Genomic DNA, 13,664 nt, shown 5'->3' with positions numbered 1-13,664 from the left:
TGGGCCCCGGGGGGCTCGAGTTCCTTGTCGTGGGTGGACTGCTCGATCGTCCCCGCGGCCCGCACGTCGCACCTCACCGGAGTGAGGGAGCGCAGGCACCAGCCGACCACCATATGAGGGCAGGGGGAATCCAAGAGCGCAAGGACCCACCTTACGCCTTCCGACGCGCCGTGTCCAGTCGGATCCTTGACGAGTTTCGGATGCGGGGGCATAATGCCCCCGCTCACGGCCCCGCGACCGGCCCGCCGACCTCGCCGCGGGCGAGGGCGACGGCATCCTCGCGCGTGCGCACATCGAGCTTCGCGAAGATGCCGTTGACGTGGGTCTTCACCGTGGACACCCCGATGAACAGCTCCGCCGCGATCTCGCGGTTGCCGAGGCCGTCGGCCGCCAGCGCCAGCACCTCGGCCTCTCGCGCTGTCAGCTGAGGGAAGCGGCGGGAGACCGCATCCGTCGTCGTTCGGGCCGGAGCGGGCGCGGACAGGCTGCCGATCACGACCGCCTGCGCCTCGGCGCCGAGGATCGCCTGGCCCCGCGCCACCGCCCGGACGGCGGCCGCGAGCTCGGCGCGGCCGGCGTCCTTCGTCAGGTAGCCGGCGGCGCCGGCGCGCAGCGCCGCGAGGATGGAATCGTCGTCGGCGTAGGTCGTCAGGACGAGAACCGCCGCGTCCGGCACGTCCGCGCGCAGGCGGCGCGTCGCCTCGACGCCGCCCATGACCGGCATCCGCAGATCCATGACCACGACATCGGGATGCTGCTGGACGGCGAGCGCGACGGCCTCGCGGCCGTCGGCGGCGGCTCCGACGATCTCGACGTCGGGAAGGAGCCCCAGGACGGTCACGAGCCCGTCGCGGATGATCGCCTGGTCGTCCGCGACGAGGACGCGGATCGCCCGGCCGGGGTCGTCGGCATCCATCATCGGATCAGCTCCGCGGCCACGGTGAAGACGCCGTCGCGCGCGCCGCTCGCGACGGACCCGCCGCGGGGAAGGGCCGTGAACCGCTCCTCCATGCCGATGAGGCCGTAGCCCGCCCGCCCGGGGCCGGCCGGGTCCTGCGTCAGCGGATTGGACACGGTGAGCGTCACCCGCCCGGCACCCCAGTCGAGACGTACCGACACCGGCGCGCCCGGCGCGTGGCGGCGGGCGTTGCTCAGCGCCTCCTGCAGGGCTCGCTGGATGGCCTCCCCCTCGACAGCCGTGAGGGTCGACGGCTCGCCGGACACGGCCACCGTCGCCTCTCCGCCGAGCGACCGGTGCGCGGCGACGAGATCGTCCAGCGACGCCTGCAGCTCGGCGGGCGGGACATCGGGCTCGTCCGCCCGCGCGGACGGCATGCGCAGCGCCGCGACCGCGCGGCGGGCCTCGGCGAGGCCTGCTCCCGCGAGGTCGCGGGCTGCAACGACGCGGGTGCGGGCGGATGCGGCATCCCCGGCCTCGAGCAGCGCGTCGACGGCATCGAGCTGGATGGCGAGTCCGCCGAGGGTGTGCGCGAGCACGTCGTGCAGGTCGCGGGCGATGGCGACGCGCGAGGCCTCCTCGCGGGCGGCGAGCTCCTGCTGTGCGAGCAGGGCCTCGCGCTGCTGGGAGCGGCGCAGCTGCCGACGGCTGTAGCCGCCGAGGAAGCCCAGCACGATCGCGCCGAGCAGAGCCGCGAGGGAGAGCACGGGAACGGGAGCGACGACCGCCCCGGCCGCGACGAGACCCAGCGCCACGAGAGCGGCAGCGGCCCCCAGGGTGATCGGCAGCTCGTCGTCCGAGAGCAGGAGCGAGACGCACACGGCCGCGGGGACGACCGAGGCGCCCTCGGTACCCGCAGCCGCGAGCGCGCCGGTCGCCACGCCGAGCAGGGTGAGGACGAGGGTCGTGCGCCGCCAGCCCCGCATCGCGGCGCCGACGCGGAGCACCCACGCGGCCACGGACACGATCCCGAGGGCGACGGCCCACGCGGGGTGGATGTCGGGCCTGACGAGCATCCCCCACAGCACCAGGACCGCGCCGCCGACCGTCAGCGCCGCGCCGAGCGGGGTCGGGCGGGGGTTCACGGAACCATCATGCATCCGCACGTTCCGCCGCGGCGGGCAGCGACGACCCGGGACGGACCGAGGCGGCGCGCATGCGGTCGAGGCGGAGGCCGATCATGCCGGCGCGGGCGGCCCGGTTCGCCGCGAGGAGAAGGAGGATGACCCCGGTCGTCGTCGCCGCGTGCGCGCCGAGGCCGGAGGCGAGGACGTCGATCCCGATGCGCACCGCGATGACCACGAGCCAGAGCGCGAGCCCCCACCATCCGGTGCGGGTCTCGAACTGCGCGGGAGCGGTCGCCGCCGCGGGCACGCGACGGAAGTGTGCGATCGCGCCCATCCACGCTCCGACCCCGAGCGAGACGACGAGCTCCACGACGAGAACGGCCGCATCGAGGCCGGTGAGGACCGCGTGCTGCTGCACGAGCATGAAGACGCCCACGACGCCCATGATGAGCGGCGCGCGCATCAGAGCACCGGGGATCGCGGGGCGCCAGGTCGTCTGACGATAGGCGACGACGGCGAGGATGACGAGGGCGAGGAGCACGTTGCCGATGATCTGGATGTCCATGCCCTCAGCATCGATCCGACGGCGGGAGGAGCGCGGGCCGGGCGGGTGGAGATCCGGGTGGAGATCAGCGTGAGAAGGGGTGGAGAGCGCGTCGCCGGCGAACGGGCGCCGCGCTCTGTGCGCGAGGGCGGGAAACCAATACAGTGACGGAAGAGCGAGGGAGCTGGGGCCTCTCGCCGAGACAGGGAACCGTGGCCTTCGACTCATCCGATCCGGTGGCCCTCGAGGGCACGTGGCCGCTCGTGGGCCGCACCGCCGTCGTCGAGCGCATTCTCGCGGTCCTCCTCGCCGGCTCCCGCGCGGTCGCGCTGCACGGCGCTTCTGGTGTGGGCAGGAGCCGGATCGCCGCGGAGGTCGTCGAGGCCCTCGAGGACGACGGATGGATGTCGGTCACGATCGAGGGCAATCCGGCGCTGCCTCCTGTGCCCCTCGCCACCATCGCGCCCGCACTCGCGCCCGAGATGAGCGCACCGCTCGTGCGCGCCGAGGACGGGGACGCTCTCTTCGCCGCCGCGCGCGGCGCCCTGAGGCGGATCGGGGACGGACGGCGGCTGCTGGTCGTCCTCGATGACGCCGCGGCCGCCGATCCGGTCTCGGTGGCCCTCATCGCCCGGCTGGCCGAGGAGGACGGGCTGCAGGTACTCGTGACGCTCGACCGCGGGGATCCCGAGCCGGACGGGATGCAGAGCGTCCTCACGGCGGAGAGCGCGGTGCGCATCGAGGTGCGCGAGCTCGACGCCGACGAGACGGAGCAGCTGCTCGTGCTGGTGCTCGGTGCGACGGTCGCCGCCGGCGCTGTCGCGGAGCTGCATCGGGTCTCCGGCGGCAACCCCCTCTTCCTCCGGGAGCTGGTCATCGCGGCGAGCGCGTCGGGCGCCCTCATCCGCGGATCACGGTCCTGGCGGCTCGGGGACGAGGGGGTCGGCTCGCCCGGTCTCAAGGAGCTCATCCGGGGACGATTGGGCGGACTGACGCACGAGGAGCTGGACGTCGTCCAGCGCCTGTCGTTGTGCCAGCCGCTCGCGCTCGACGAGTTCGCACGCCCTGGTGCTCCCGAAGCGATCGCCGACCTCGAGCAGCGGGGGCTGGTGCGCGTGCAGGAGGCGCGCGGTCGCATCCGCATGTTCCTCGCGCACCCCCAGCACGGCGCCGCGATCCGCGAGACCATCCCGCGGGCGCGGCACGTGTCGCTGCTCGCCCAGCAGGCCGACGTCGTCGCCCGTCGCAATCCGTCCCCCGCCGACGACCTGCGGGTGGCTGTGTGGCGCCTCGATGCCCGGCGACCGTCCGATCCGGACCTGCTGCTGCGCTCCGCCTGCCTCGCGGAGGAGACGAGCGACCACCGCTTCGCCGAACGGCTCGTGTCGGCGGCGATCTCGTCGGGAGCAGACACGAGCGCCGCCCACCTGCTGCACGCGCGGCTGCTGCAGCGGCTTCTGCGGCTCGCGGAGGCCTCGTCGGCCGTCGACCGCGCGGACGAGCGGGCCCTCGGCGCCGCCGACGCCGACGCGGTCGCCGTGCAGCGCGCCGAGATCCGCCGAGCCAGCGCGGACGCGCACGACGAGTGATCGGAGGGACCGCGGCGCCCGTGCCGGTCAGCGGGCGTGGCGGAAGCGGATGCGGGTGCCCGGCCGCGCCTGCCCGAGCAGATCGAGCGCCGCATCGGTCACCACCGCGATCACCGGATATCCGCCCGTCACCGGTCCGTCCGCGAGGAGGATCGTCGGCCGGCCGCTCGGCGGCACCTGCAGGGCGCCCGGCACCATGCCCTCGCTCGGCAGCTCGACGGTGCGGGCGCGCGGCAGCTCCGGACCGTCGAGGCGGATGCCGACCCGGTCGGCCTGCGCCGAGACCGTCCACGTCGACTCGAAGAGCATCGGGAGGGCGGATGCGGCGAACCAGTCGGCGCGGGAGCCGGGAGCGAGCGGGACATCGAGGTCGTCGGGCGGCGCGCCCCAGGGTGCGAGGTCGATCGCCGGGATCGGGCTCAGCGGCTCGGGGCCGATCGTGAGCTCGTCGCCCTGCTGCAGGCGCGCCGGGCCGAGGCCCGCCATCGTGTCGGTGCTGCGGGAGCCGACAGCGGGCGGGACATCGACGCCTCCGCGGACCGCGAGGTACGCCCGGGCGCCGTGGGCGAACCAGTCCAGGTGCAGCTCGGCGCCTGCCGGCCACGGGTGGGCGACATCGAGATCGAGCTGACGACCGGCGAGGGTGACCCGGCCCCACGCTCCCGTGACGGCGAACCAGGTGTCCGCGGTGGCGACGGCGCTCCAGCCGCCGATCGCGACCTCGACGCCGGCGGCGTCCTCGGGGTTGCCGACCAGGCGGTTGGCGGTGCGCAGCGCGCCGCGGTCGAGCGCCCCCGAGCGTGCCACCCCGAGCGCCGCGCGGCCGGGTCGACCGAGGTCCTGGACGGAGGAGAAGAGGGCGGGATCGATGATGCGGATGCGCCGATCCGCGCGTTCGCGGCCCCGCCGGGTGGGCTCGCGAGGCGGCGGCGCGACGTCGCGAGGCGGTGGCGCGACGTCGCGAAGCGGCGCGATGAGCTCGCGCACCGCGCGGAAGCGCACGCCCGCCCCCGGTGCGAGCAGCGCGGAGGATGCGGCATCCGCCGTCGGATCGAACAGGGGCGCCGCACTGCGCCCGACCAGCCGCCATCCACCTGGCGTCTCGCGCGGATATGCGCCCGAGAACCCCGCCGCGAGACCCACCGACCCGGCCGGGACGCGCGAGCGCGGCGACGCGAGCCGCGGCACGTCGTACGGCCAGTCCGGACTCACCAGGTAACCGAAGCCGGGCGCAAAACCGGTGAAGGCTACGCGCCAGTGGGCGCCCGTGTGCGCGGCGACCAGCGCTTCCGTCGAGGCCCCGAGAAGAGCGGCCGTCTCGGTGAGATCCGCGCCGTCGTAGACGACGTCGAGCACGACCTCCCCGGATGCCGAGTCCGCCGGGGCCTCGGCATCCCTCGCTATCCGCTCGACCCACGCCCGCGCCGTCACGAGCGGCAGGCGCCCCGGATCCACCCGGACCAGCACGGTGCGAGCAGCCGGCACGAGCTCGACCACGCCGTCCGGGCGGGATGCGTCGAGCCCGGCGTGCAGCGCGAGGACGGCGTCGAGCGAGTCGACCTCGGCGAGAAGCGCGGCCTCGCCCATCGGGCGGATCACGAGCCCGGACACGCTCACCAGGGCGCCTCGACCGCGATGCCCTCGGCGTCGAGCGCGGCACGCACGGCGCGGGCCATGTCGATCGCGGCCGGCGAGTCGCCGTGCAGACAGAGGGAGGCGGCATCCACCCGCACGATCGAACCGTCCGCCGCGACGACCGTGCCCTCGGCGACCAGCCGCACCGCCCGTTCGGCCGCCGCCCGCGGGTCGTGCAGGATGTCGCCCGGCTCGCCGCGCGGGACGAGCGTGCCGTCCGGGCGGTATCCGCGATCGAGGAAGGCCTCGCGATGGAACGGCAGGCCGGCCTCCGCCGACGCGGCCTCGATCGCCGGGCCGAGGCCCAGGATCGGAACCGGCCGCCCGAGAGCCTCGGCGAGCCCCGCGACCGCGCGCGCGACCGCCCGGGCGATCCGCGGGTCGGCACCGGCCGCGTGGTACAGCGCGCCGTGGGGCTTGACGAACCGGATGTCCGCACCCGCATACCGCAGCGCGAGCAGCTGCGCGCCGACCTGGCCGTGCAGCGTTCCGGCGTCGACATCCATCGCCGTCCGCCCGAAGTTCGCGCGGTCGACGTACGACGGATGCGCGCCCGTCGCGACGCCCGTGCGGGACGCCCGCTCGACCGCCGCGGACATCGATGCGGCATCCCCCGCGTGCCCGCCGCACGCGATGCTGGCGCTCGAGATGACCGCGAACATGGCCTCGTCGTCGCCGGTCGGCACGCCGTCCACCGTCTCGCCGAGGTCCGCGTTGAGGTCGATCGCGCGCATACCCCCACGCTACGCGGGGAGTCACGGTCCGGCGTCGTCCACTATTCAGGAAATCCCGGCCACGGTGCGCCGAACATCCGCGCGATTGCGCAGGCGAGGCCGAGCAGGCTTGCCGTTCGTCCTGAATGCCGAACAGCGCGGCGCGGGTAGCGTGGTCGGCATGGGCCGCCGAGACACCCCCGAGCCGCCGTCCGCACGGCTCTCGAGCGGCGTCATCGCGCGCATCGTCCCGGCCCCGTACACGAGCGGATACGAGCTCGAGGTCGACGGCACGCCCCAGTCGCACGTCGACCCCGACGATCCGACCTACCTGAGCTTCGAGTACGTGGCCCGGATGGGCGCCGTCATCGACCGCCTCAAGCTGCCGGGTCAGCCGCTCACGGCCGTGCACCTGGGCGCGGGCGCCCTGACGATCCCCCGATACGTCGAGGCGACGCGGCCCGGTTCACGGCAGCAGGTGGTCGAGATCGAGCCGGCTCTCATCGACCTGGTGCGCGAGCACCTTCCGTTGCCGCGCGGCGCCGCGATCCGCATCCGCATCGGCGACGCGCGTGCCGCGCTCGCCAAGCTGCCGCCCGCGATGACCGGCCAGGTCGACCTTCTGGTCAGCGACGTGTACTCCGGCGCGCAGACTCCCGCGCATCTCACGAGCGTCGAGTTCTACCGGGCGGCGGCGCGGATGCTGGCCCCCGACGGAGTCCTGCTCGTCAACGTCGCCGACGGCGCGGGCCTGGCGTTCGCGCGCGGGCAGGTGGCCACGGTCCGGGCCGTGCTGCCGCATGCGATCGTGCTGGCCGAGGTGCAGGTGCTGAAGGGCCGCCGGTTCGGCAACCTCGTGATCGCGGCATCCCCCTCTCCCCTGCCCACGCAGTGGCTGCCGCGTCTGCTCGCCGCGGGCCCGCATCCCGCGAAGGTGGCGGAGGGCGCGGAACTCGACGAGTTCGAGCGGGGAGCGCCGCCGGTGACGGATGCCTCGGCCGTCGACTCCCCCAAGCCAAAGGAGTCGCTCTTCGAGCGCTGAACCCCCCATCCTTCTCGCGCCACGTGCGGGTCGTGACGGCGGATGACATCGCGACGACAGCGCCACGACAGGGGAGAGGAATCCCGAGAGCGGCGTGCCCGACCGGGGATCGCCGTTGCGCACGGCACACTGGATGAGGGAAGAGATGGGACGGCCTCCCGCCCGTGCGTCGGCGCTGCGGGGCTGCGTTCCGGGTGCGAAAGGTATGAGACGGTGAACTTCATCCGCAGCTACGACCCCGAGACCCTGCGCGAGATCGTCGACGAGAGCGCCTGCGCGGAACGGCTCGAGGACCTCGGTGTCCAGCGCAGCCTCCCGGCCCTGCTCGAGCGCGTGTGGCTGCTGAAGGTGCTCGGCGAGCTCGAGGAGGCGCTCGAGGTCTCGGAGCAGTCGGTGCGCGTGGCGCGCATGGCCGGGACGCGCAAGGATCTGCTGCGGGCCCGCATCCTGCATGCATCCGTCCAGCAGTACCGCGAGCAGTTCGGCGCCGCCGAGCAGGAGCTCCTCACCGTCGCCGAGGAGGCGGAGGGGCAGGAGTGGTGGGCGGTCGCGGCGTTCGCGCAGCAGCATCTCGGCCGCGTGTATTTCGACATGGAGGACTTCGGCGACGCCCGAAAGGCCTTCAAGCGTGCGCTCTTCCTGCGCCAGCAGGCAGGGACTCCCGACGACCAGCTCGAGTCGACGCTCCTCGCGATCGACGCCGCCGACCGGCGCGGCGTCGAGACGAGTGTCGCGAGCTGATTGTCGTAGGTACGTTCTAGCCTGACGGATATGTCGGATCTTCAGGAAGTGCGGGCGACGGCCGACGCGCTGATCGCGAGATACCTGGATGCGTCGTGGTCGTTCGCGTTCGACAACGCCAAGCGCCGCGCGGGCCTGTGCGACTACCGGGCGAAGCGCATCAGCGTGTCCCGCTACCTGGCAGCGCGCTACGACGACGAGACCAACCGTCAGACGCTCCTCCACGAAGTGGCCCATGCCCTCGCCGGGCCCAAGGCCGCGCACGGCCCCGCCTGGAAGCGCACCGCGCGCTCCCTCGGCTACGTCGGCGGCACGACCCACAGCGGCGAGACGGCGACCGAGCTCGCGCCCTGGGTCGGCGTGTGCCCGGCGGGGCATGTCGCCTATCGACATCGCAAGCCGGTGCGGCTCACGTCGTGCGTGCGGTGCGCTCCGCGGTTCGACGAGCGCTACCTGTTCGACTGGTCGCGCCGCGAGATCACCGCGGCGACGAAGCTCGCAGCCCTCACGCCCCGTTAGCCGGTCGCCCGGTATCGAAGCGGACGAACGATCCGTCCCGCAGCACCGGCACGACGTCGGTCGCGTCGATCGCCGACGCGTTCAGGACTTCGTCCCGCAGACCGCGCTCGAGCAGCTCCTGGCCCGACCCGCTCGCGGTCATGAGGTGCCGCGCCGCCCCACGGAGTCCGCGGAACGCCTCGCATGCCACCGCAGCCTCCGGCGAGGAGTGGTCGAGACCGAGTGCCGCGAGCGCGTCGACGACGGCCCCGGCGCCCAGCTGATCCTCGGCGGCGAAACGCAGCTCCCCTCCCGACAGCTCGCCGCCGGCGATCACCGCGACGCTCGTGCGGTCGCCGCGGCGCACCTGCTCCGCGAGCACCGCATGCGCGACGGCGGCCGCATTGCGCAGGCATCCGAGCAGGACGAGCGCACCCGTTTCCGCCGCGGCCTGCGCGACGGCGGCTCCGTTGACCGACGCGGTGAGCGCCGCGTCGTCCAGTGCGACCCGCTCGCCGCGGGCCACCGCATCCGTCACCGTCGTCGAGAAGCGGAGCACGTCGACCACCACGACGATGTCGGATGCCGCGAGCCGCGCCAGACCCTCGGCGCCCCACTCGAGGCGCACCTGATAGCGGGACTGGTCGAACGGATGCATCCCGCCAGCGTAAGCGGTTGCGGGCAGCGGGATGGCGGTCGGTCCTGGTGCGACACTGGAGCGCATGCGGATCCTGCTGAAGTTCGAGATCGACTGCGACCCCGAGGCCGCCTGGCGGGCGCTGCACTCCCCCCGCGCCGTCGCCGAACTGTACGGTCCCGTGATGGATGTCGCGCCGATCGTGCCGGACGGCCTGCCGACGTCATGGACGCCGGGCGACGACATGCCGGTGCAGCTGTCGGCCTTCGGTGCGGTGCCGATGGGGCGACAGCTCATCCACGTGAGCGAGCGCTCGGTCGAGGAGCCCGGCGGCCGCGTGCGCATCTTCCGCGACAGCGGCATTCCGCTCACCGGCCCGCTGGCGAGCCTCGACGTCTGGGACCACCAGATGGCCGTCTCGCCCGCGGCGGGCCGGCCCGGCAAGACGCTGTGGCGCGACCGCCTCGTCATCGGCGGGCCGACGGCGCCGCTGCTCTGGCCGGTGCTGTGGGGCGTGTGGCAGTGGCGCGGCGCGCGCGTGCGCGCTCTCGCCCCCACCTGGGCGTACGATCCGGAGCCGGCCGCAGACACGGGGGACGCGAGCGTCGAGCAGCCGGCGTAGGCGGTTCACGGCCGCGGGATGACGGTCAGCACCCGGGCCGTGTACTCGGCGAAGCGCTCCATGAACATCGTGAGGAACTCGCGCGTGCTCTCGACCGTCACCTCGCCGTCGGCGTCGATGAGACCCGGCGTGAAGTGGATGTAAGCCTCCGGCGAGGTCATCTGGCGGGCGTTGAGGAAGCTGAGGGTGCTGCGCAGCGTCTGCTGCCCCACGGCGGTGCCGATCGAGCCCCCCGACGCCCCGATGACGCCCGTCGGCTTGTCCGCCCACACGCTCGTCCCCCACGGACGGCTGCCCCAGTCGATCGCGTTCTTCAGCGGCCCCGGGATCGACCGGTTGTACTCCGGCGTCACGAACAGAAGAGCGTCGGCCTGACGCACGGACTCCTTGAAGTCGAGCGCGACCTGAGGGTAGTCGGCATCCAGATCGCGGTTGTAGAGCGGGAGCCGGCTGTAGTCGATCTCGGAGAACTCGAACTCCGCGGGCGCCAGCTTCTCGAGCGCTTTCGCCAGCAGGCGGTTGATGGATGCGGTGGACAGGCTGCCGATGAGCACGCCGAGGCGGTAAGGCGGGGTGTGCTCGATGATCTCGATCTTCATGTGGACCTCCTGCGTCGAGCGTGCCGCACATCCGTCGACGCCGGAAGGACGCCTGACGCACTGTCGGAGGATGCACAGGGCCGCGCGCCGGACCGGGTTCCCGATGCCCGGTCCGGCGCGAAGCCCCGTGGGGGCGGTCGGCTACTCGGCGAGAGCCGCCACCGGCGAGACGCGCGTCGCGAGCCGCGTCGGCGTCACGGCCGCGACCAGCGTGAGCACGGCGGTGGCGACCACGATCGCCACGACCGGCCACAGCGGCACGGCGGGCCAGACGATGCCTGCGGCGGCTGTCGATCCCGGCGCGTGCACCGAGCCGAGGAGGGACTGCGCCGCGGCCCAGCCGTAGAAGACGCCGAGCACGAGGCCCGTCGCCACGGCGGCGACCGTGATGTGCGTGGCCTCCAGCAGCACGACGCGGCGCACCTGCGTGTTCGAGAGCCCGAGGGCCCGCAGCAGCCCGAACTCGCGCCGGCGCTGCACCACCCCGAGCGTCAGCAGGTTGACGAGTCCGACCGCGGCGATCACGGCCGAGACCGCGACCAGGCCCATCATGATGCCCGAGAACGTGTCGATCACGGTCGCGAACGGTGCCGGCAGCGTCCCCCCGAACGCGGCCGCGAACACCCGCTTCACCGACTCCGTGGCCACCGCGAACATCGTGACGAGCGTCACACCGATGACGACTCCGATGGCCATGCGGCTCGACCGCTCCGGGTAGCGCAGCGCGTTCTCGGCCGCCAGGCGCGCCGGGGCGGAGCCGCCGAACAGGCGACCCACGAGCCGGAGCACGGGCGGCATCACCAGCGTGGCCCCGAGCGCGAGACCCGTGAACGACAGCACCCCGCCGAAGAAGGCGACGATGACGCCGAGCGGACTGACGAGCCCGACCGCGATCCCCGCCGCCAGGAGCGCGGCCCCCACGACGATGAGGGTGATCGCGACGCCGTTGCGTCCCCGCCGGCGCGCGAGGTCGCGATGGGATGCCTCGACCGAGCCGCCGAGCGCCTGCAGCGGCGTCACGGTCAGCACGCGGCGGGAGCCCGCCCACGCCGACACCCACGTCGTGAGCACGACGATGACCGCGGGCACCACGAGCAGCGGCTGGACGACGGCGTAGTGCACGGTGTCGAGCGACCAGACGCGCTCGGCCACGACCACCCCGACGACCGCGACGGCCGTTCCGCCGATGAGTCCCAGGAGGGCGCCGATCGCACCCACGACGAGTCCCTGCCGGGCGACCTCGGCCCGCTGCGAGCGAGCCGTGGCACCGATCAGGCGCAGCAGCGCGATGCGACGCGTGCGGCCCGCGATGACCGTCGCGAAGGTGTTCGCCGTCACGATCGCGGCGACGTAGACCGCCACGCCGAGGAGCACGAAGACGATGAAGCTCAGGACGAAGGCCACGGTCCCGCTGTCGCGCGTCGCCGGATCGGACTTCAGGATCGCGCCGATGAAGCCGGTCGCCGAGATCAGCACCGCACCGAAGGCCGTCGCGATCGCCGTGACGAGCATCGACGCGCCCATGCCGCGATCGCGCAGCCAGGAGGTGCGGGATGCGCCTGCTTCCGCCGTCGCCGTCCCGCTCATGCCGGCACCGCCGTCGTGGGCGCGGCGGCGGCCGGCACCGCCGTCGTGGACGCGCCCCCAGCCGTCTGGGCCGTGCCGAGCTCGGCCGCCAGCATGTAGGCCGAGATCTCCTCGGCGCTCTGGCGCGGCTTGTCGGCGACGATGCGCCCGTCGCCGAGGAAGAGCACGCGGTCGGCGTGGCTCGCAGCGATCGGGTCATGCGTGACCATGGCGATGGACTGGCCGTGGTCGCGGCTGGCCGCTGCCAGGAGGGCCAGCACCTCGCGGCCGCTGCGCGAGTCGAGGTTGCCGGTGGGCTCGTCGGCGAACACGAGGTCGGGGGCGGTGGCGAGCGCACGGGCGATCGCCACGCGCTGCTGCTGGCCGCCGGAGAGCTCGTGCGGCCGGTGCCCGAGACGCGCGCCGAGGCCGAGCGTCTCGACGAGCCCGTCGATGCGAGCCTTCTCGAGCGCGCTCGGCCGCCGGCCGTCGAGGTCGATGGGCAGGCGGATGTTGCCCAGGACATCGAGCGTCGGGACGAGGTTGAAGGACTGGAAGACGAACCCGACGCGACGCCGGCGCAGCAGCGTCAGGTCCAGGTCGCTGAGACCCGTGATCTCGGTGTCGCCGATCCACGCGCGACCCTGGGTCGGCGCATCCAGCCCCGCCATGATGTGCATCAGGGTGGACTTGCCCGATCCGGAAGGCCCCATGATCGCGGTGAACTCTCCGCGCCGCACGCCCACCGAGACGCCGTCGAGCGCGCGCACCTCCCCGTCGCCGCGGCCGTAGGTCTTCGTCAGCTGCTGGACCCGGGCCGCAAGGCCCAGGTCGGTGGTCGTGATCTCCATGCCTCCGACGCTACGGAGCGGCTGCGCAGCCGTCGTCGGCCGTGCGATGCATCCGTGTACATCGCAAGGATGACGTCAGCGGGCGGCGATCGACTCGCGCACCTGGCGGTGCAGCTCCTCGTGGTCGTCGCCGGTGAGCGCCTCGTCGCCGGCGAACAGGTAGGGCGTGCCCTGGCCGGTCTCGATGAACGTCTTGAGGCTGCCGTTGACGAACATGCTCCAGGCGTTCGAGCAAGCGCCGTAGCACTCGCCCTCCGGGGTGAGCCCTTCGTGGGTGAACGTCACGGCGGTGCCGGCATCCGTCGGCTCGATCCCGAACCGCACCGTCGTGCCGTTCCACTCCTGCTTGTCGTCGACGAAGTCGACGTGGCTCCCGGTGACGAGCCACGCGATGCGACGGCCGGGCTCCAGCTCGGTGACCCGGAAGCCGGAGTAGTGCAGGCCCGGCACGACGTAGACGAACTCGTCGCCGACGGCGGTCGTGCGCCCGGTGATGCGCCCCCACCAGCCCGAGACGTCGCTGATCGCGTCGTACGCCTGCTGCGGCGTCGCGGCGACGGTGATGGTGGTCGTGTAGTCCGCGGACATGTGCGTGCTCCCTT

Annotated in this window: 15 protein-coding genes; 5 read left to right on the top strand and 10 right to left on the bottom strand. The window is 73.4% G+C overall.

All coding sequences use genetic code 11. The features are described 5' to 3' along the window. Positions 1-223 precede the first annotated feature (223 nt). Genes SM116_RS04310 through SM116_RS04300 form a run of 3 tightly spaced genes read right to left on the bottom strand, consistent with a single transcriptional unit; the run spans position 224 to position 2,590 of the window. Positions 224-919, bottom strand: a complete 696-nt coding sequence (locus tag SM116_RS04310; protein ID WP_320943234.1) for a response regulator transcription factor — start codon at positions 917-919, stop codon at positions 224-226. Then, positions 916-2,043 (bottom strand): sensor histidine kinase, encoded by a 1,128-nt coding sequence (locus SM116_RS04305; RefSeq protein ID WP_320943233.1) that lies wholly within the window; start codon positions 2,041-2,043, stop codon positions 916-918. Before SM116_RS04305 ends, SM116_RS04310 begins: the two co-directional genes overlap by 4 nt. A 7-nt stretch (positions 2,044-2,050) precedes the next feature. Beyond that, positions 2,051-2,590 (bottom strand): hypothetical protein, encoded by a 540-nt coding sequence (locus SM116_RS04300; protein ID WP_320943232.1) that lies wholly within the window; start codon positions 2,588-2,590, stop codon positions 2,051-2,053. Between the two features lie 191 nt (positions 2,591-2,781). On the opposite strand from SM116_RS04300, the gene SM116_RS04295 reads away from it, so the two are divergent. Further along, positions 2,782-4,158, top strand: coding sequence for an AAA family ATPase (locus SM116_RS04295; RefSeq protein ID WP_320943231.1), 1,377 nt, complete (start codon positions 2,782-2,784; stop codon positions 4,156-4,158). A gap of 27 nt (positions 4,159-4,185) precedes the next feature. Here SM116_RS04295 and SM116_RS04290 read toward each other — a convergent pair whose 3' ends face one another. Both SM116_RS04290 and SM116_RS04285 read right to left on the bottom strand, forming a co-directional pair. After that, positions 4,186-5,775 carry a 5-oxoprolinase subunit B/C family protein gene (locus SM116_RS04290; RefSeq protein ID WP_320943230.1) on the bottom strand — a complete coding sequence of 530 codons (1,590 nt, stop codon included), beginning with the start codon at positions 5,773-5,775 and terminating at the stop codon, positions 4,186-4,188. Further along, on the bottom strand, positions 5,772-6,527 hold the full coding sequence (locus SM116_RS04285; RefSeq protein ID WP_320943229.1) for a 5-oxoprolinase subunit PxpA: 756 nt from the start codon (positions 6,525-6,527) through the stop codon (positions 5,772-5,774). Before SM116_RS04285 ends, SM116_RS04290 begins: the two co-directional genes overlap by 4 nt. Before the next feature lie 160 nt (positions 6,528-6,687). Between SM116_RS04285 and SM116_RS04280 the strand changes: the two genes are divergently transcribed. The 3 genes from SM116_RS04280 to SM116_RS04270 all read left to right on the top strand — a co-directional run bounded on the left by SM116_RS04280 (position 6,688) and on the right by SM116_RS04270 (position 8,808). Next, on the top strand, positions 6,688-7,548 hold the full coding sequence (locus SM116_RS04280) for a spermidine synthase (protein ID WP_320943228.1): 861 nt from the start codon (positions 6,688-6,690) through the stop codon (positions 7,546-7,548). Positions 7,549-7,761: 213 nt separating this feature from the next. Continuing rightward, positions 7,762-8,289 (top strand): hypothetical protein, encoded by a 528-nt coding sequence (locus tag SM116_RS04275; protein WP_320943227.1) that lies wholly within the window; start codon positions 7,762-7,764, stop codon positions 8,287-8,289. 30 nt (positions 8,290-8,319) lie between these two features. Then, the gene (locus SM116_RS04270; RefSeq protein ID WP_320943226.1) at positions 8,320-8,808 is read left to right on the top strand and encodes a SprT-like domain-containing protein; all 489 of its coding nucleotides are present in this window, start codon (positions 8,320-8,322) and stop codon (positions 8,806-8,808) included. On the opposite strand, the gene SM116_RS04265 is transcribed toward SM116_RS04270, so the two are convergent. Next, positions 8,795-9,445: a 2-phosphosulfolactate phosphatase gene (locus tag SM116_RS04265; protein WP_320943225.1), complete on the bottom strand. Its 651-nt coding sequence runs from the start codon at positions 9,443-9,445 to the stop codon at positions 8,795-8,797. The two genes, SM116_RS04270 and SM116_RS04265, sit on opposite strands and share 14 nt — an antisense overlap. 64 nt (positions 9,446-9,509) lie before the next feature. Here SM116_RS04265 and SM116_RS04260 point away from each other — a divergent pair, with 64 nt between their 5' ends. Next, positions 9,510-10,046, top strand: a complete 537-nt coding sequence (locus SM116_RS04260; RefSeq protein ID WP_320943224.1) for a hypothetical protein — start codon at positions 9,510-9,512, stop codon at positions 10,044-10,046. 5 nt (positions 10,047-10,051) lie between these two features. Here SM116_RS04260 and SM116_RS04255 read toward each other — a convergent pair whose 3' ends face one another. From SM116_RS04255 to SM116_RS04240, 4 genes are all read right to left on the bottom strand, one after another. Then, the gene (locus SM116_RS04255) at positions 10,052-10,645 is read right to left on the bottom strand and encodes an NADPH-dependent FMN reductase (protein WP_320943223.1); all 594 of its coding nucleotides are present in this window, start codon (positions 10,643-10,645) and stop codon (positions 10,052-10,054) included. A 141-nt stretch (positions 10,646-10,786) separates the two neighbouring features. Next, entirely contained in the window at positions 10,787-12,232 is a 1,446-nt protein-coding gene (locus tag SM116_RS04250; RefSeq protein WP_320943222.1) for an ABC transporter permease, read from the bottom strand. Continuing rightward, a complete protein-coding gene (locus tag SM116_RS04245; protein ID WP_320943221.1) occupies positions 12,229-13,062 on the bottom strand; it encodes an ABC transporter ATP-binding protein in 834 nt (277 codons plus the stop codon). Before SM116_RS04245 ends, SM116_RS04250 begins: the two co-directional genes overlap by 4 nt. 75 nt (positions 13,063-13,137) lie before the next feature. After that, positions 13,138-13,650 (bottom strand): SRPBCC family protein, encoded by a 513-nt coding sequence (locus tag SM116_RS04240; RefSeq protein WP_320943220.1) that lies wholly within the window; start codon positions 13,648-13,650, stop codon positions 13,138-13,140. Between the last annotated feature and the right edge of the window lie 14 nt (positions 13,651-13,664).

Source organism: Microbacterium rhizosphaerae (genome assembly GCF_034120055.1).
Taxonomy (GTDB): Bacteria; Actinomycetota; Actinomycetes; order Actinomycetales; family Microbacteriaceae; genus Microbacterium; species Microbacterium rhizosphaerae.
The sequence above is the reverse complement of the archived record's forward strand: the minus strand, read 5'-3'. Positions and strand labels throughout refer to the sequence as shown.